Raw genomic sequence first — 15,283 nt, 5'->3', positions numbered from 1 at the left:
TTTGCTAAGACCTTAGCTATATTAACTAAGTGCTTAGCAAAAATATGACTTTGATCTTGATGACCGCCGTGGCTCCCATGCTGTGGGGGACCACCTACCTGACGACGACAGCGTTCCTCCCGGAGGGGCGGCCGCTGCTGGCTGCCACCCTGCGTGCCCTGCCGGCCGGACTGCTCCTGCTCGCCCTGGCCCGACGGCTTCCGCAGGGCTCGTGGTGGTGGAAGTCGTGGGTTTTGGGCGTGCTGAACATCGGCGCCTTCTTTGCGCTGCTGTTCATAGCCGCGTACCGGCTCCCCGGGGGAGTGGCAGCCATCGTGGGCGGCATCCAGCCGCTGCTGGTGGCGGTGTTGGCCAACAAGGTGCTGGGGGAGGCGTTGACGCTGCGACGGGTGGCGGCCGGCACCGTGGGGGTGTTTGGGGTTGCGCTCATCGTGCTGCAATCGCAGGCCCGGCTCGACGCCGTCGGACTTCTGGCAGCGGCGGGCGGCACGCTGTCCATGGCGGCCGGGACGGTGCTGTCCAAGAAATGGGGGCAGCCTGCCCCGCCGCTGGCGACGACGGCCTGGCAACTCATTGCCGGCGGGTTGACCCTGGCGGTGCTGCTGCTCCTGGTTGAGGGACTTCCGGCCACGCCGCTGACCGGGGTCAATGTCCTTGGCTATGCCTATTTGTCGCTTGTGGGAACCGCGCTGGCCTATGTGTGCTGGTTCCGCGGCCTGAGCCGCCTGCCGGCGGGCGCGGCGGCGTTCCTGGGGCTGTTGAGCCCCGTCGTCGCGATTCTCCTCGGCTGGCTCGTGGCCGGGCAGACGCTGGCTCCGTGGCAGTTGGTGGGCATCGCGGTGGTGCTCGGCTCCATTGCGGTCGGGGTAAACCTGAAAGGATGGAGCCATGATTCTCGCAAGCTTCACCCAGGCCGGCTCGACGTTCCAGCTGCGCCGGGCCGCTGAGTCCGACGTCGGCCCGATCATTGAGCTGATTGCCCGCGACCAGCTGCGGGCCTCCATTGAATCCAGCGACCCGGCCGACCGCGGACCCTATCTCGCCGCGTTCCACGCCATCGACGCCGACCCCGCGCAATTGCTGTGCGTCGTGGATTCGGCCGATGGAGAGGTGGTGGCGACCATGCAGCTGACGTTCATTCCCGGTCTGGCCCGTGCGGGATCCCTGCGGCTGCAGATCGAGGCCGTCCGGGTCGATGAACGACTGCGCGGCAACGGGCTCGGTTCGGCCATGATGGAGTGGGCCGTCGCGGAAGGCCGACGCCGGGGTGCGGCGCTGGTCCAGCTGACCAGTGACAATACCCGGCTCGACGCGCACCGCTTCTACGAGCGGCTCGGATTCGCGAAGTCGCATGCAGGGTTCAAGCTGCTGCTCTAGCGGTTGTCCTGGCGGTTGAGTGCGGCTTACCAGGGGCCCAGGGTGGATGTGGCATCCAACGGGCCCCGTCCAGCCAGCCATGCCATGAAGCTGCGCTGTTCGCCGGCCGAGCCAAGCCTTTCCGGGACCGTGGCAAGCAGTTCCTGCAGGTCCCAGGCCACATAGTCGTCGGGCCAGTCCTGGGGCGTGTAGCCGAGCCCAAGATCCACATGGTGCATCTCCACCTCGCGAAGCCTGTGCGCGGGGCAACCGGACACGCCGTAGTGGGCCCCGCCGAGGAAGTGTCCATTGGGCCATCCTGCTGCGGTGCCTTGGGCGAAAACCTCTTCCAGACGTGCGCAACTTTTTTCAAGATCGGCCTGGATCTCCCTTGAAGGGCGGCTGGATCCGTCCTCAATCTCGGCTTGCCGCTGTTCCGCCCCGTTCGCGTATTTGGGCACGTCTTCGCCTCGCAATGCCCCTGACACACGACGCGCGTGCGCGTCGGCGTTGCGGGCAAGATGGGTCAAAACGTGTCCAACGGTCCAGCCGGGCAAATTGCTCGGCGAGCTGATCGCCTCATCCAACAGCTGAGCCACGCTGCGAAGCAACCTGGCCTGAGCTTCGACGCAGAGCCTGGCTGCCTGCTCCGGATCATTTTCTAGATTCACTTCAACAGCTCACTTCTTGAACCCTAGTTTTAACCCCGCATTGGTGGAGCACATGCTGGTGGCACGTTGCCTCGACGTAGTCCGGCCCCTCAAGAACGCACCCATGGCAGTTCCATGCCACGGGAAGGATTGATTTCGGAGAATCCCGCCTGCTCATACAGACGCCTGCCCGGAGGGTCGGCTACGAGAGTGATGTAGGGATTGTCGGGGGCGTTGATGCGGATCTGTGCCACTAACGCATCCAAGACCTGCCGGCCCAAGCCGCGACCTTGGAACTGCGGCAGTGTAGCCATATCGGCAATGTGAAAGCACCAGCCACCGTCGCCGATGATCCGTCCCATGGCCACGGCCTTGCCTGTTTCCCGATCACGAATGTGGCAAAAGTACCAACTGCCCGTCAGGGCGCCTGCACCCTGCTCAGGGGTTTTCAGCGACAAGCCGCAGTCCCTGCGCAGGCTTAGGTACTCCTCGAGCGACGGAGGATTAGCAATCAGGTCAAAGGCGGCCAAATCAGACATGCGTCCAGTCTGTCATCCGGTCCCGATAGGCGAGGCGCCGTCAGGAGTTCGCCGGATTTGCTTGGCGGAGAACGACTTTCGCATTGACGGCCGCTGGCAGGATCACGTGCTGTTCCAAAGGATCCTCCCGGACGTGCTGGGCGGTTGATTCCTCCACAGCCGGTGCCTGGGTTGTGTTCTCCACAGATTCTCCGGAAGGGCCGTTTTTGCGTGGTTTGTGTCGGTGCCTCGATCTAGAATTTATGTAGCAGATAGATAAATCCTTCTCAAACATTAATTCTGATTCAGCATAGTTTCTGGTTAAGCGTTGTTTCTGTTTGATGGGTTCGCAGGGTTTCCGAGGATTCGCGGGCGGGTGATGGGCATGGCGGCACCGGAGTGGTTGGACCCCTCCCACCTCACTACCCCTGCGGACAATTCCACCAGCTTTGACGCCAGCCCAAAGGACTTTCTACCCGTAAACATCACACCGGTCCCGGGCCCCGCACCGGTGGTGGGATGTTGCGAATTACTGGTCGCGGCGTGTGGCACGTTTTTTGATCCGGTGGTGGTGGCGCAGCTCGATGCGGCCCTCGCCCACGTCCTCGCGGACCGGGCTGCCGTGCGGGCCGGCGACGCTGATGATCTGCTCCGCAACGCCCTGGGTGAGGGGCGGTCGTTGGAGGCGGTGGCGGATCTGGCCGGCCACGCCGGCGGCACCAAAACCGCCGCCACGAAGGCCGCGACCCGGGCCGGTGACGCCACGGCTGTCCTTGCCGCCCTGGGCGGGGTAGTGGAGGCGGGGGTGGGTTTTGACCCATTCGTGGTGGACCGGGTGGATCCCGGCGCCCTGGTCGATGTCATCTCGGCCGCTGAAGGGGCGAAGAACGCCCTGTGCGCGGTCCAAGCCCGGGCCGAAGTTCTCTTGATGGCCCAGCAACGCCTCACCCAGGCCCGGGCCGGGATCGAGACCAACAAACTCGGCCAGGGTGTGGGGACCCAAATCGGGTTGGCCCGGGCGGAGTCTCCGCATCGGGGACGACAACTAGGTGAACTCGCCCAAGTCCTGGTGCGGGAACTACCCCACACCCTCACCGCCTTGGGGACCGGAGTGTTGAATGAGTACCGGGCCGGAATCATCGCCCGCGAAACCGTCTTCCTCACCCAAGACCACCGAGCCGCTGTTGATGAGCTTCTCTGTGCCGACCCGAGACAACTATCCGGGTGGGGGAATCGTGAACTGGCCGCCCGGGCCCGGAACGCCGCCTACACCCTGGAACCGGAAGTCTTCGTGCAACGGTTGGAGAAGGCAGAAACCGACCGTTATGTTTCCCTGCGTCCGGCCGCGGACGGCATGACCCTGCTCACCGCACTCCTACCCCTACGCCACGGCGTGAAAGTCCTGGCGACCCTGACCCGGATCGCCGACAGCGCGAAAGCCGCCGGCGACGTGCGGGGCAAGGGCCAACTCATGGCCGACACCCTCCTCCACCGCCTCACAAACCACACCCCCTGCACCCCACACCCAAACCCGAAACCGGGACCCGCGGGACTGTTGGAACCCTCGGGCACTGATCGTCGGAATCCTCGGACCGGGGTCAGCGCGGTCACTGATGCGTGGGTGGCCAGCTGTACGCAGGTGGTGGAGCCGGAGATCCTGGTGGAGTTGATCATGACGGATAGGGCGCTCTTCGACGGTGCGAACGATCCCGCGATCCTGGCCGGCTACGACCCGATCCCAGCCCCGACCGCCCGCACCTGGATCCTAGGCACCACCACCAGCCGTGAAAGTAGTGGGAACAACGACGGTAGTGGAGACGGGCGTGGCGGGGGTCGGGTGTCGCGGGTGTGGTTGAAACGGCTCTTTACCCACCCCGACAACAACATACTGTTGGCCATGGATTCGAAAGCGAGGTTGTTTCCGGAGGGGATGAAGGAATTCCTGCGCCTGCGCGATCAACGCTGTGCGACGCCGTGGTGTGATGCGCCGATCCGCCAATACGACCACATCAAGGCCTACGCCGCCGGCGGACCCACCAGCACCAGCAACGGCCAAGGACTGTGCACCGCCTGCAACCAGATAAAGGAAACTCCCGGCTGGCACACCCACACAAACCACCCAGCAAACCCGGACCCCACCGTTGACCACTACGCCGACAACACCAGCCCAACCAACCACGGCACTACCGCCGACGGCGCCACCCTGCCCGGCACCCGAATCACCACCCCCACCGGCCACCACTACACAACCCAACCACCACCCCTCCCCGGCGCAACAGACAGGTCGTCAATCCAACGGTGCTGAAGCCGAATGGGTCGAGGCCAGTGTGCGTTGAGGCGGCCAACAATCGCTTTAGGCCAGGCGTTCGGCTTTCAGCACAACGTCGTGGACAGTGGTCTGTTCGCCGTCGTCCCCGGCCACATTCCGTGGACGGTCCTCGGCCACAAGAATGCGCCAGGCCGCGGGATCAAGGGAGGCGGCGACGTCATCGGCGGTGAAGAACAAGTCCGGGACATCAGGGCGGTGCGCGCCGGAATGCACGTCCGAGTGCGCGTGCCCCACGATCAACAGCGTTCCGCCGGGCGCCACTGCATCGGCAAGACGGCCGTACAAGGACTCCCGTGGCTCACGCGGAAGATGCATGAACTGGGCGGACACAAGGTCAAAGGCCCGAGCAGGGGGCGTCCAACCCAGCAGGTCGTGCCGAGCCCAGGTGATCAGGTCAGGCACGTCGTCGTTGGCGGCTCCGGCAACATGAGCGGCAGCCCGGTCCAGGGCCACCTGTGAAAAGTCGACGCCGGTGACGCGCCAGCCGTGCCGGGCCAGCCAGATGGTGTCCGCGCCTTCGCCGCTGCCAACGTCGAGCGCAGTCCCCGGCGGAAGTGCCGTGGCTTCGGCGACCAACTGCGGGTTGGGGTTGCCGCTCCATACCTTGGTGCTCGAGCCGTAACGGGTATCCCAAAATTCCGCATCAAATGTCGCCATTGTGGAATCACTTTCAGTTGCACGTTGTTGGTGCCCGGCTCGCCACGAACTCGCGAGCCGGAGGCTTGCTCCAAGTATTCACCCGCCAAGCGGTGGGAAGCGGATTCAGGCGGCCGCGTGTTTTTCCGGAACGGGCGTTTCAGCCTCGTCGGCGGCGTTGGCAAAGCGTGGGATGGCCTTGTCAACAAGCGTCAGGACCAACACTGCCGCGCCGATGCCGCCAATGACCCAGCCGAGGGTGTGGAAGCCGCTATCGGTGGCGGAGGCCCCGAACGTGATACTGATCAGGCTCGCCGAAAAGATTGCGCCAATGTAGCTGAAAGTCCGGTAGAGCCCGGAGGCCACGGCGATGTCATTGGCGGGAGTCTGCACGTACAGGGTGGCCTGGTTTGCGAATCCGCTGAAGCCGTTGCTGAAGCCAAACAGCAAGGACATGCCAATGAGCACCGGAATGCCGGATTCGTGGGTGATCAGCAGCATCACGGCCGCCGTCAGCATCAAGGCCACGCCGGCAAGGACCAGGGGCATGCGCACCCAGCCCTTGTTGGAGACGACTCGGGCAATGACGATGCTCAGCCCGGACAGCGGCAGCAGCACCAATCCCACGGTGGAGGGACTCAGTCCGGCGCTTTGTTCCATCCACTGGCTGGTTCCGTAGAGCGCCGTGTAAATGCCCAACCCCACCAGCATCTGCCGCAGATACGTCCGTTGCAGCGGCCGGTGTCGCGCCAGCATGCGCACATCGATCAGGGGCTTGCCGGCGCGCCGCTCCCAGAGGATCAGGGCCGTTCCCAGGACAAGGACGACGACGGCCAACCACCACTGCGGCCGGGCCAGGTCGGCAAGGAACACCAGCAAGGACGCGACGGTGCCGGCAAACAACATGATGCCGGGAATGTCGACGGCGGTCACCAGTCCCTTGAGGCCCCGGCGTGGTGCCGGGCCGTCCTTGGGCACGCCAACGAGCGTCAGGATGAAGGTGATCAGGGCCAGCGGCACATTGACCAGGAACAAGGCCCGCCAGCCAAAAGCCCCGGCCAACACTCCGCCCAGTGGCAGGCCGAACACCACGGTGATCTGGGAGGCAATGGAGAAGTTGCCCAGAACCCGGCCGGGAACGCCGTCTCCCGCGGCGTCAGCGCGTCCACGGACCAGGGCCATGGCGGTGGGGTAGGCGGCGGACGTACCCACCCCGATCAACGCCCGTGAAAGCAGCAGGAATCCAAATGCGGGTGCCGTTGCGCCCACCACTCCGCCAATGAAGAGGATTACGACTCCGGCCAAAAAGACCCGTCGCGGGCCAAACAGATTGGACAGTTTGCCCATGGTGGGCTGCATGATGGCGCTGCACAGGTACAACACCGAGATCAGGCTTGCCGTGGTGCCGGGGCCCGAATGGAAGTCAACACCGATGCCCACCAGGCCAGTGGCGATCATCGAGCTGTTGATCGGGTTCAGGGTTGAACCAAGCAACAGTGGGGAGATGAAACGCCAGCCGAAGGGTTTCGGCGGGCCCGCGGCGGAGGTGTCTGCCATGGTTAGGCCCGCGATGCGTCCAGGAGGTCGATGATCTCCCGCGTGGTACCGGTTTCGCCCAGGCGCGGGAAGATCCGGCTCACGCTGTTGGTGTGGGCGTCGGCATTCATGTCCGTCATGGCGTCGACGGCGAGGGTGACGTTGAAACCGTGCTCCTGGGCCTGGCGTGCCGTTGATTCGACGCCGATGCTGGTGGCAATGCCGACGACGACGAGCTGCGTGACGCCTTCGCCCTGCAGGATTTCAAGGAGCCCGGTGTTGCTGAATGCGCCCCACGTCCGCTTGGTGACAGTGTGGTCCGACACCTGCTGATTCAGCTCCGGAGCCAGATCCTCCCAGTCCGCCGGGCGTTCGCCGTTTGCGCGCGGCGCCTGTTCCGTTCGTCCGGGTGCGCCGCCGGCAACCGCCACCAGTACCACGGGAAGGTTGCGCTTGCGGAATTCCTCCGCCAGCAGTGCCGCGTTGGCGACGACGCCGGCCGCCGGGTGGGCGGTGGGCAGGCCGACAATGCCGTTTTGCAGGTCGACGACGATGAGTGCGGTCTTGGCGTCAAGGGTTGTCACTGGCATGGGGGTGCTCCTATAAGAGGGGGTTAGGAATTGGCGAGGCGGGTGAGAATGGCAACGCCTTTGGCGAGCTGCCCGGCTTCCTCGTCGGTGAGGTTGGCGGTGATGGTGCGAACCAGCCAGTCGTCCTTGGCGGCGCGGGCGGCCCGGACCGTTTCGACGGCAGTCTCGGTCAGGGACCAGATGGTTTGGCGCCCGTCGGAGGGATCGGGTGCTCCGCTGATCAGCCCTGCCGCGGCAAGAACGGAAAGCTTGGCGCCCATGGATTGCGGGCGCACGCCCTCGGCCCCGGCCAGGGTGGTCACGGTGGCCGGGCCGTCGTTTTCAAGCCTGGCAAGCGCGGCAATTTGTGACGGTGTGAAGTCGCCAAAGGCCTTGCCCTGGTTCATGCGTCGCCGCAGCTTGCCAATGACCACCCGCAGTTCACCGGCCACACGGGTGATGTCTTCGCCCCGGGGGTCGATGTCGTAGTCGCTCATGGCCTCACTCTAGGTGATGCAAAGCTAAACTACAAAGCTTCCTTTGTATCTCCCAGAATGGCGCGCCGTTCATCATCGCGCGGGGCTGCAACCACGGGGTTGGCGTCGCCGTCAAACATCTTCACGGGACGCTCCGCCGTCCAGGCCTGCCAGCCGGGGTCCCCGGAGACGGCGAAGTCCACCCACGCCTTGTGCATCGCAGTGGCCAGGGATTGTGGGGCGTCGGCTCCGGCCAGCCCGATTGAGTCACCGGAGGCAAGGTCGTCAAAGACAAACCCGAGCTCGACGGCGTGCGCGGCCCGCAGGTATTCCACGGGGCTGGGCCAGGAGAACTCGTACACATGGGTGGAGGCGCCGCGGGCCAGCCGGGCGTCGGCCACCTGGTTGACGGGGACGCGCAACAGCTTGTCCGTGGCCAAAGCGCCCAGGATTTCCCCCGTGACCGAATTGGGGCGGTTGCGGGTGAACAGCCTGACGGCGGCCGCGGAGATGCCCACCTTGCGGCGGGCCACGGCCAGGTGCAGCCGGTTGAGCTTCATGACGAGCCCCGTGGGGACCAGCCAGAGCCGGGCCTCATCCGTGGTGGTGCCGATCAACAACTCAATTCCGGCACCGGCCCCGGCTTCCAGCGCGTCCTGCGGATTGGCCGGCACCAGCTCCGGATCCAGCGCAAGGGAGTAACCCGTTCCGCCGGTGATGGGGGTGGAACCGGCCGTGGCGCGGGCCTGGGCGGCCAGCAGTTCCGCGGAGGAGACGTTCATGAACGCGGCCCGCGTAGCCGGGATGCCCAGGTCCTTGGCCATGAGGGCGGTGATCTTGCCGGCCTTGGCCCGGGGGAGTGCGGTGAGCGGCCCGCTTTGGATGATGGCCCGGCCAAACAGTTCCGGCGCCTCGGGGTGCGCCAGCAGCGCGGAAATGGTGTTGCCGCCAGCGGACTGGCCAAAGACCGTCACCCGCTTCGGATCCCCGCCAAAGCGCGAAATCTCCGCCCGCACCCACCGTAGCGCCGCCAATTGATCGGCAAGGCCCAGGTTCAGCGGCGCACCGTCCAGCACGGAGAAGCCCTCGGCGCCCAGCCGATAGTTGGGGGCAACAAAGACGATCCCGTCGCGGGCGAATGCCCCGCCGTCGTAGCCGGCCAGGGCATTGGAGCCGTGCTGCAGGGACCCGCCGTGGAACCACACCATGACGGGCAACAGCCCGGTTCCGCGATCCGCCGGGGTGGCGATGTTCAGGTTCAGGAACTCCTCGCCCGGGATGATGACGGTGGGGAGGATGCGGGCAAGCGCGCCGCCATAGGGATTCTGCGGCGCAGTGGGACCCGCCGAGGTGGCGTCGCGCTCGCCGGCCCACGCGGAAGGCGGCGCCGGCAGGGCGAACCGCAACGGGCCCAGGGGGGCGTCCGCGTAGGGGATGCCCAGGAACCTTTCAATGCCGTCACGGACCGTGCCGCGGACCCGGCCGGAGGAGGTGGTGACAAGGGGCGCGGACTCGGTGCCGGCGTCGTGCGTGGTCATGAAAGTCTCCTCATCGATCAACGAACGGTCCGCGCCGTTGCGCCCGGGATGGACTTACTGTATCGCGGCTCATAGGGTGAAACTGGTGCGCAGGGCGAGGTGGTCGCCAGCACCGGCGCGGAGCACAGTATTCGAGGTGGCGCTCATGCCGCGCTGGAGTACGTGGTCAAGGCGGGTCACCGGGAACGGGGACGCCGGCCAGGTGAATCCGGCCAGCCCCGCGTCCTGGCGGGGCTCGGCAAGGAGGTCCAGCAACGGGGCGAAGTGGCGGTCGGTTGAGGCGGCGTTGAAATCTCCCACGGCCACGATGCGCTTGCTGGGATCCGCCGCGATGGCCCGGGCAAGGCTGGTGAGCATGGTGTCCCGCTCGGCGTGGTCCGCCGGCCGCGCCGACGCCGCATGGACCACATAGATGCGCACGGTACCGGCGGGCGTGGCCAGATCGGCGGACAGCGCCCGGTTCCAGCCCAGGCCCAGGCCCTCCGGCCGGGCGTTGAGGATGGGGTAGCTGCTCCACAATCCCACGGTGCCCACCTGATAGGAGTACTCGTAGCGGGCGCCAAGTTCGGCCGCCACGGAGTCGCGGGCGGTGCCGGCGATCTCCTGCAGCGCCACCACCTGGGCGCCCGAATCGGCGAGGGTTTCAGCGGATTCGGCGGCCGTCCCGGAACCGGCCTGCAGATTCTGGCTGGCCACCGTCATCGGGGTCCCGGCGGTGTGCGGTACCGACCAGGCAAGGGGCACCATGCCGGGAACAAACATGAATGCCCAGACCAGGGCAGGCACAAGCACGACGACGGCAACGCGCTTGCGCCGGGCGGCAAGGGCCAGGAGCCCGAGTGCGGGGATCGCGGCACCCAGCCAGATCAGTCCGGAATCAAGCAACAGACCCATTCCGGCGACGTCAGGCACCTGCGCGTGGCCCAGCAACAGCAGGGACAGGGCGGCCGAACCCGGGACGACGGCGGCGCCGGCGCGAAGGCCGGCCCGGGACCGTGCCGGGGGATTAGGGTGTCGTGCAAGCAGTGCCATCCCCTCAAGGCTTTCACGGAAAAGTTGGAGAAAGCTTAACGGTCGCCGCCCACCGACCGCCGGTAGCTGCTCGGGGTGAACCCCAGGTACCGCTGGAAGTCCTTGCACAGATGAGCATGGTCGGCATAGCCAAGATCGGCGGCGATGTCCGCCAGCTCCGCCAGTGGTTCGGTGCGGGACCTGTCCGCGGCCTCCTGCAGGCGGCGGCGCCGAATGAGCGCCGACGGGCTCAGGCCCACATACTTCCGGGCCAGGCGCTGGAGCGTCCGGGGGGAGGTTGCCAAAACGTCCGCAACATCCTCAATCCGCAGCACCTCGGCGGAGCCGCCGATCACCTCCACCATTCGGTTTGCTGCACGAGCCTCGGCGGATACCGGCCCGACCGCTGCCGCCAGCCAGACCGCAAGGGCATCGGCCGCGCGCTGTCGGCGCTCGCCGGGGTCGGCGCCCGCCATGGCCGCCGTCACGGACGCTTGGAGCTCCGGGGCATCGGGGTGCAGCGATGTGTCCCGCAAACTGCCCGGGTCCGCGGTAAAGGCCGGAATCGCGGCAGGGCGCAGCAGTGCCCCCACTGCCCAGCTCCTGCCACTCAGGTCGCGGTGGGCCACCCGCGTGGTTGGTCCGGAAAATTCGACCCCGCCCGGCTCCACCACGAGGTTCGACGCCGGGAACGCGATCAGCTGCTGCCGCGAGGTGCGGCCGGGGTCGATGTCCCATTCGGGGATCCAAAACCATTGCACCAGCTCGGCAACCTCCGGCCCCGCCGGAAGTCGGTGAAAGTCCGGCAGGCGGGCCGGGTACAGGATGCCTTTGAATTGACTGGCCACGTTGTCGATTCTAGGGGGCGGGCTGTCGCGAATCTACAAGCGCAACGGCATCGGGAAACGTAGCGTTGTTGCCATGACAGATACCCAGAACATTGACCCCACCACCGCGGCCGACGGCCAGTTCACAACAGGAGGCATTCCCCACGGTTTCACGAGCCTCACGCCGTTCATCGCGGTCCCGAACGCCAAGGCGGCCGTTGCGTTCTACCAGGAGCTCTTTGGTGCGCGGCTGATTGGCTCCACCGAGTTTGGCGGGGTCGTGGTCCATGCGGAACTTGATTTCGGCCAGGGCCGCCTGCAGCTTGGCGAACCGAACCCCGACTACCACCTGGTGCCGCCGCCCGCCGGCGAAGACGACTGCTATTCGTTGGCTTACTACTCCGCCGATGCGGATTCGCTGGTGGCCCGTGCCCAGGCGGCGGGGGCGACGGTCCGCGAGCCGCTGGCAAACTTTGTCTCCGGTGACCGCTTCGCGAGCATCCGGGACCCGTTCGGGGTCCGCTGGTCCATCATGACGCGCGTGGAGGACCTGTCCGAGGAGGAGAGCGCGCGGCGAGTGGCAGAATGGGCCGCGACCCAGGGCTGAAACTCCGGCCCCGGCCGCGGCAGGCCTAGTACTCGCCCTTGATCACGAAGTAGGAGCCGCGGATGGTGCCGGCCAGTTTCGACTTTTGCCGGGCGAATTTGAAGCGGGTTGCGAGTTCCTCGGGAATGTCCATGCCGTCGGAGAGCTTGAAGCCCACCGCGCGTTTTGCGCCGTCCTCGATCCCGTACATCACATTGATGGACAGGCCCGACTCATAGAACACGTACGCCATGTGGTACCCCTCGACGTCGAACGAGCTTGCCTCGAGCGGGCGGGAGGAAATGACGATCTCGCGCTCCTCGGAGAGGATCCGGCTCACCCGGTCGATCACCTCCGGCATGTCTTCCGCCGGGCTGACCGTAAACACATGGTCGTACTTGTTCTTGAAGTAGCGTGCTTCATTCGCGCGCAGGCCGGCGAGGGCCTCCGGGACAGGGGACGATTCCACTCCGACGGTGGAAACGTTCACGAAGTCAACGGTGTACGGCATGTGTTCTCCCAAGGTGGTCCGAGCAGGCTGTGTACCGAAAGCGTACCCAAGACCGGCTCCCGGCCGTCCGTCTGCGGGGGAGTCACCCGCTGCGGCCGGAACGGGCAACAAAAAACGGTGTCCGGCTCTGCGAGATATTTCGCAAAGCCGGACACCGTCACAAAGTGCCCTCGATAGGATTCGAACCTACGGCCTGTTGCTCCGGAGGCAACCGCTCTATCCCCTGAGCTACGAGGGCGCGGCAACCGTGGTTGCCGAAGGGAACGTGAAAGAGCTTAGCAGGTGCATGCGGCACAAAGTAAAACCGGAGCAACTTCCGGGTGTCGGCCATGGCCGTCCACGTGGCGCAGGTCATCCCATTAAGGGCCGTATTTTCCGTCCCGGGGAGTTGCCGGCCCGGTAACGTTGTGGAAATGGTGACGAAACTGCCCCGCTCCGCTTGGCTCATCGCAGCAGGCATTATCCTCACGGCCATGACGCTGCGTGCCGCCGTCACCGTGGTGCCCCCGTTGATCTCCACGATCAACCACGACCTCCCCTTGGATGCCACCACCATCGGCATCCTGGGCATGTTGCCCACCGCCGCGTTTGCGCTGTTCGGTTTCCTGACCCCGTACGTGATCCGCTGGGCGTCGCTGGAGCGGCTGATCGTCGGCTCGATCCTGGTGGGCATCGTTGGCCAGATCGCCCGCGTGCTGGCCCCGAACACGCCGCTGTTCCTGATCTTCACGGTGGTTGCCTTTGGCGGCCTGGGCGCCGGAAACGTGTTGCTGCCGCCCTTGGTGAAGAAGTATTTCCCCACCAGGATCGGCCTCATGACGGCCCTCTACGTCACCGTCATGAGCATCGGCACGGCACTTCCGGCCCAACTAGCCGTGCCCATCGCCGACGCCGCCAACTGGCAGGTGTCGCTGGCCACCTGGGCCGGGCTGAGCGTCGTCGCCCTCATGCCGTGGCTCGGCGCGCTCGTTGCCGCCCCGCGCACGACGCCGGAACCGGCCTCCGCAGCCGCCGCGCCTGCCGCCGCGCCCGGTTCTCCGGAGCTGGTGGTCCACCAATCCGCAGCCAAGGCCGCTCCGGCGAAGATGAACCTCTGGCGCTCGCCCACGGCGTGGGGGCTGACGCTGATGTTCGGCTGCACCTCGTTGAACACCTACTCGCTCTTCGCCTGGCTGCCGGAAGTCTTGTTTGAGGCCGGCCTTGACCGCGCCAAGGCCGGCTCCATGCTGGCCCTGTTTGCCTTGCTCGGCCTGCCCCTGAGCCTGCTGATTCCGGTGCTTGCCACCCGGATGCGCAACCCGTTCCCGTTGGTCGTGTTCACGCTGGCCTGCTTCGTGGCCGGTTACCTGGGCCTGATGCTGTCACCGGCCAACGGCACCTGGCTGTGGGTGTCCCTGGCCGGTCTGGGCCCGGGCACGTTCCCGCTCGCCCTGCTGTTGATCAACCACCGCACGCGCACCCAAATCGGCACCGGCGCCCTGTCCGGCTTTGGCCAGGGGATCGGCTACGCGTTCGCCTGCACCGGACCGCTGTTCTTTGGCCTGCTGCACCAGTGGACGGGTTCCTGGACGGCCCCGTTCCTGTTCCTCTTTGCCACCCTGGTGCTGTTGGGCATCGGAGCCTTCATCATTTGCCGCCCCAGGATGCTCGAGGACGACTTCGAGCCGGTCCCGGCCCGCGGCTGAGCGCAGGACGGAACACGCGGGTTCGGGCCCGGCCGCGGTCCGGGTGAAGGTACTAGGTGGCCTGGCCGGCACCGGCCCGGACGTCGGCGTCTCGGACCGGATGCAGCGAGGCGGCCGGGATGGGCTTCAACAGCGGCCACTTGGGCAGGCTCCCGGACGGCAACCCCATCCTGGTCTCGGCCAGTCGGGTGGCCTTCGAGGTGGCGCGCCGTGACAGGCGAAGAAGGATGCCAACGCTTAGCAGCACCGCAGCCAGCGGCAACGACCAGAGAGCGCTTCCTGTAACTTCCGTGCCAATACACATCGTGATGGCAGAAACGGGAATCAAGCCAAAGCCGACGATGGAAGTCACAATGATCAGGCGCAGTGCCTTGGCACGTTCATTGCCGGCTTCGGGGCCAAGCACCCGGATGAGGGTTTCGCGCTGGGTCGGGGCTTTCCTTGCCTTGGAAAGTTGGACGTCGTTGGCCAGCTTGGCTGCAGCCGCCGTGCTCTCGGCCTCTCTGGGTCTCATTCGGGGCAGCGCTGCGATGCCTGCGCTCCGTGCCAAGGATGTCCGTTCGCGCAGGGTGTCTGTGTCCAGGCGTGTTTGGCCGGGCGCCCTGAGTTCAATGCCCGTTCGGGGCTCTAGTTGGGGAAGTGTCACGTAATAGAGACTGTATTTGCCGAAGCAATCCAGCGTGGTGTAGCCGTGCCTGTATTCCCTGCGACGGGCCCTGGTTGCCATGGCCGCCGTGAAGAACATGAAGAGCACACCCGTTGCATAGAGCGCGAGGGCGACGTCGGAAAAGGGATCATAGAAGATCCCGTTCGCCCCCATCGCGCCCATCACCATGCACGGGACCAGTGAGACCAGGAAGACAATCAGCGCCCTTCTCGCCAGGTAGTTCCACCTGGCGGCGCTCGGCGCGCGGAGCATGGCGCGTTGGACAGTGGGTGCCCACGAACCTGCCGGCCTGACACCCGGGCTGCGTCCGGTCAGGGTATCGCGCATCTGGTGCTTCCTTTGCTCGGGAGCGCCGGTGTAGCGGCCCGCAATTATTGGATCGCACCGA

Annotated in this window: 16 protein-coding genes and 1 tRNA gene; 5 read left to right on the top strand and 12 right to left on the bottom strand. The window is 65.9% G+C overall.

Features of this window, described 5'->3' with window-relative positions; translation table 11 throughout:
• The first annotated feature begins 44 nt into the window (after positions 1-44).
• Both AL755_RS15900 and AL755_RS15895 read left to right on the top strand, forming a co-directional pair.
• Entirely contained in the window at positions 45-947 is a 903-nt protein-coding gene (locus AL755_RS15900; RefSeq protein ID WP_202813522.1) for an EamA family transporter, read from the top strand.
• The gene (locus AL755_RS15895; protein ID WP_054011837.1) at positions 889-1,377 is read left to right on the top strand and encodes a GNAT family N-acetyltransferase; all 489 of its coding nucleotides are present in this window, start codon (positions 889-891) and stop codon (positions 1,375-1,377) included. The genes AL755_RS15900 and AL755_RS15895 overlap by 59 nt, the downstream gene beginning before the upstream one ends.
• A 26-nt stretch (positions 1,378-1,403) precedes the next feature.
• On the opposite strand, the gene AL755_RS22520 is transcribed toward AL755_RS15895, so the two are convergent.
• Together AL755_RS22520 and AL755_RS15885 are read right to left on the bottom strand one after the other, a co-directional pair.
• The gene (locus tag AL755_RS22520) at positions 1,404-2,027 is read right to left on the bottom strand and encodes a maleylpyruvate isomerase family mycothiol-dependent enzyme (protein WP_082369353.1); all 624 of its coding nucleotides are present in this window, start codon (positions 2,025-2,027) and stop codon (positions 1,404-1,406) included.
• 89 nt (positions 2,028-2,116) lie between these two features.
• Positions 2,117-2,545 (bottom strand): GNAT family N-acetyltransferase, encoded by a 429-nt coding sequence (locus AL755_RS15885; protein WP_054011835.1) that lies wholly within the window; start codon positions 2,543-2,545, stop codon positions 2,117-2,119.
• 547 nt (positions 2,546-3,092) lie between these two features.
• Here AL755_RS15885 and AL755_RS15875 point away from each other — a divergent pair.
• Complete coding sequence (locus AL755_RS15875) at positions 3,093-4,829, top strand: HNH endonuclease (protein WP_160318921.1); 1,737 nt, start codon at positions 3,093-3,095, stop codon at positions 4,827-4,829.
• Between the two features lie 48 nt (positions 4,830-4,877).
• Here the strand turns inward: AL755_RS15875 and AL755_RS15870 are convergent, their stop codons facing one another.
• From AL755_RS15870 to AL755_RS15840, 7 genes are all read right to left on the bottom strand, one after another.
• The gene (locus AL755_RS15870) at positions 4,878-5,510 is read right to left on the bottom strand and encodes an SAM-dependent methyltransferase (RefSeq protein WP_054011832.1); all 633 of its coding nucleotides are present in this window, start codon (positions 5,508-5,510) and stop codon (positions 4,878-4,880) included.
• A 105-nt stretch (positions 5,511-5,615) separates the two neighbouring features.
• The gene (locus tag AL755_RS15865) at positions 5,616-7,046 is read right to left on the bottom strand and encodes an MFS transporter (protein WP_054011831.1); all 1,431 of its coding nucleotides are present in this window, start codon (positions 7,044-7,046) and stop codon (positions 5,616-5,618) included.
• Positions 7,047-7,048: 2 nt separating this feature from the next.
• Positions 7,049-7,615 carry an isochorismatase family protein gene (locus tag AL755_RS15860; protein WP_054011830.1) on the bottom strand — a complete coding sequence of 189 codons (567 nt, stop codon included), beginning with the start codon at positions 7,613-7,615 and terminating at the stop codon, positions 7,049-7,051.
• A 23-nt stretch (positions 7,616-7,638) separates the two neighbouring features.
• Positions 7,639-8,091 carry a MarR family winged helix-turn-helix transcriptional regulator gene (locus tag AL755_RS15855; protein WP_054011829.1) on the bottom strand — a complete coding sequence of 151 codons (453 nt, stop codon included), beginning with the start codon at positions 8,089-8,091 and terminating at the stop codon, positions 7,639-7,641.
• Between the two features lie 29 nt (positions 8,092-8,120).
• Positions 8,121-9,608 carry a carboxylesterase/lipase family protein gene (locus AL755_RS15850; protein ID WP_054011828.1) on the bottom strand — a complete coding sequence of 496 codons (1,488 nt, stop codon included), beginning with the start codon at positions 9,606-9,608 and terminating at the stop codon, positions 8,121-8,123.
• 69 nt (positions 9,609-9,677) lie between these two features.
• Positions 9,678-10,640 (bottom strand): endonuclease/exonuclease/phosphatase family protein, encoded by a 963-nt coding sequence (locus AL755_RS15845; RefSeq protein WP_054011827.1) that lies wholly within the window; start codon positions 10,638-10,640, stop codon positions 9,678-9,680.
• 35 nt (positions 10,641-10,675) lie between these two features.
• A complete protein-coding gene (locus AL755_RS15840; RefSeq protein ID WP_054011826.1) occupies positions 10,676-11,467 on the bottom strand; it encodes a helix-turn-helix transcriptional regulator in 792 nt (263 codons plus the stop codon).
• 73 nt (positions 11,468-11,540) lie between these two features.
• Here AL755_RS15840 and AL755_RS15835 point away from each other — a divergent pair, with 73 nt between their 5' ends.
• Positions 11,541-12,053 carry a VOC family protein gene (locus tag AL755_RS15835; RefSeq protein WP_054013112.1) on the top strand — a complete coding sequence of 171 codons (513 nt, stop codon included), beginning with the start codon at positions 11,541-11,543 and terminating at the stop codon, positions 12,051-12,053.
• A gap of 25 nt (positions 12,054-12,078) precedes the next feature.
• On the opposite strand, the gene AL755_RS15830 is transcribed toward AL755_RS15835, so the two are convergent.
• Positions 12,079-12,543 carry a hypothetical protein gene (locus AL755_RS15830; RefSeq protein WP_054011825.1) on the bottom strand — a complete coding sequence of 155 codons (465 nt, stop codon included), beginning with the start codon at positions 12,541-12,543 and terminating at the stop codon, positions 12,079-12,081.
• Positions 12,544-12,708: 165 nt separating this feature from the next.
• A tRNA-Arg gene (locus tag AL755_RS15825) sits at positions 12,709-12,781 on the bottom strand.
• 175 nt (positions 12,782-12,956) lie between these two features.
• Between AL755_RS15825 and AL755_RS15820 the strand changes: the two genes are divergently transcribed.
• Positions 12,957-14,228: a CynX/NimT family MFS transporter gene (locus AL755_RS15820; RefSeq protein ID WP_054011824.1), complete on the top strand. Its 1,272-nt coding sequence runs from the start codon at positions 12,957-12,959 to the stop codon at positions 14,226-14,228.
• A gap of 52 nt (positions 14,229-14,280) precedes the next feature.
• On the opposite strand, the gene AL755_RS15815 is transcribed toward AL755_RS15820, so the two are convergent.
• Positions 14,281-15,222 (bottom strand): hypothetical protein, encoded by a 942-nt coding sequence (locus tag AL755_RS15815; protein WP_054011823.1) that lies wholly within the window; start codon positions 15,220-15,222, stop codon positions 14,281-14,283.
• Positions 15,223-15,283: the final 61 nt, after the last annotated feature.

Source organism: Arthrobacter sp. ERGS1:01, assembly GCF_001281315.1.
Lineage (GTDB): Bacteria > Actinomycetota > Actinomycetes > Actinomycetales > Micrococcaceae > Specibacter.
This window is presented reverse-complemented; position numbering and strand designations above follow the sequence as displayed.

Bases quoted from the DNA above. Each gene is read 5' to 3' on its own strand.
- AL755_RS15895 (WP_054011837.1), top strand. From the start codon at position 889: ATGATTCTCGCAAGCTTCACCCAGGCCGGCTCGACGTTCCAGCTGCGC.
- AL755_RS15855 (WP_054011829.1), bottom strand. From the start codon at position 8,091: ATGAGCGACTACGACATCGACCCCCGGGGCGAAGACATCACCCGTGTG.
- AL755_RS15860 (WP_054011830.1), bottom strand. From the start codon at position 7,615: ATGCCAGTGACAACCCTTGACGCCAAGACCGCACTCATCGTCGTCGAC.
- AL755_RS15845 (WP_054011827.1), bottom strand. From the start codon at position 10,640: ATGGCACTGCTTGCACGACACCCTAATCCCCCGGCACGGTCCCGGGCC.
- AL755_RS15870 (WP_054011832.1), bottom strand. From the start codon at position 5,510: ATGGCGACATTTGATGCGGAATTTTGGGATACCCGTTACGGCTCGAGC.
- AL755_RS15835 (WP_054013112.1), top strand. From the start codon at position 11,541: ATGACAGATACCCAGAACATTGACCCCACCACCGCGGCCGACGGCCAG.
- AL755_RS15885 (WP_054011835.1), bottom strand. From the start codon at position 2,545: ATGTCTGATTTGGCCGCCTTTGACCTGATTGCTAATCCTCCGTCGCTC.
- AL755_RS15850 (WP_054011828.1), bottom strand. From the start codon at position 9,608: ATGACCACGCACGACGCCGGCACCGAGTCCGCGCCCCTTGTCACCACC.
- AL755_RS15815 (WP_054011823.1), bottom strand. From the start codon at position 15,222: ATGCGCGATACCCTGACCGGACGCAGCCCGGGTGTCAGGCCGGCAGGT.
- AL755_RS15900 (WP_202813522.1), top strand. From the start codon at position 45: ATGACTTTGATCTTGATGACCGCCGTGGCTCCCATGCTGTGGGGGACC.
- AL755_RS15820 (WP_054011824.1), top strand. From the start codon at position 12,957: ATGGTGACGAAACTGCCCCGCTCCGCTTGGCTCATCGCAGCAGGCATT.
- AL755_RS15830 (WP_054011825.1), bottom strand. From the start codon at position 12,543: ATGCCGTACACCGTTGACTTCGTGAACGTTTCCACCGTCGGAGTGGAA.
- AL755_RS15865 (WP_054011831.1), bottom strand. From the start codon at position 7,046: ATGGCAGACACCTCCGCCGCGGGCCCGCCGAAACCCTTCGGCTGGCGT.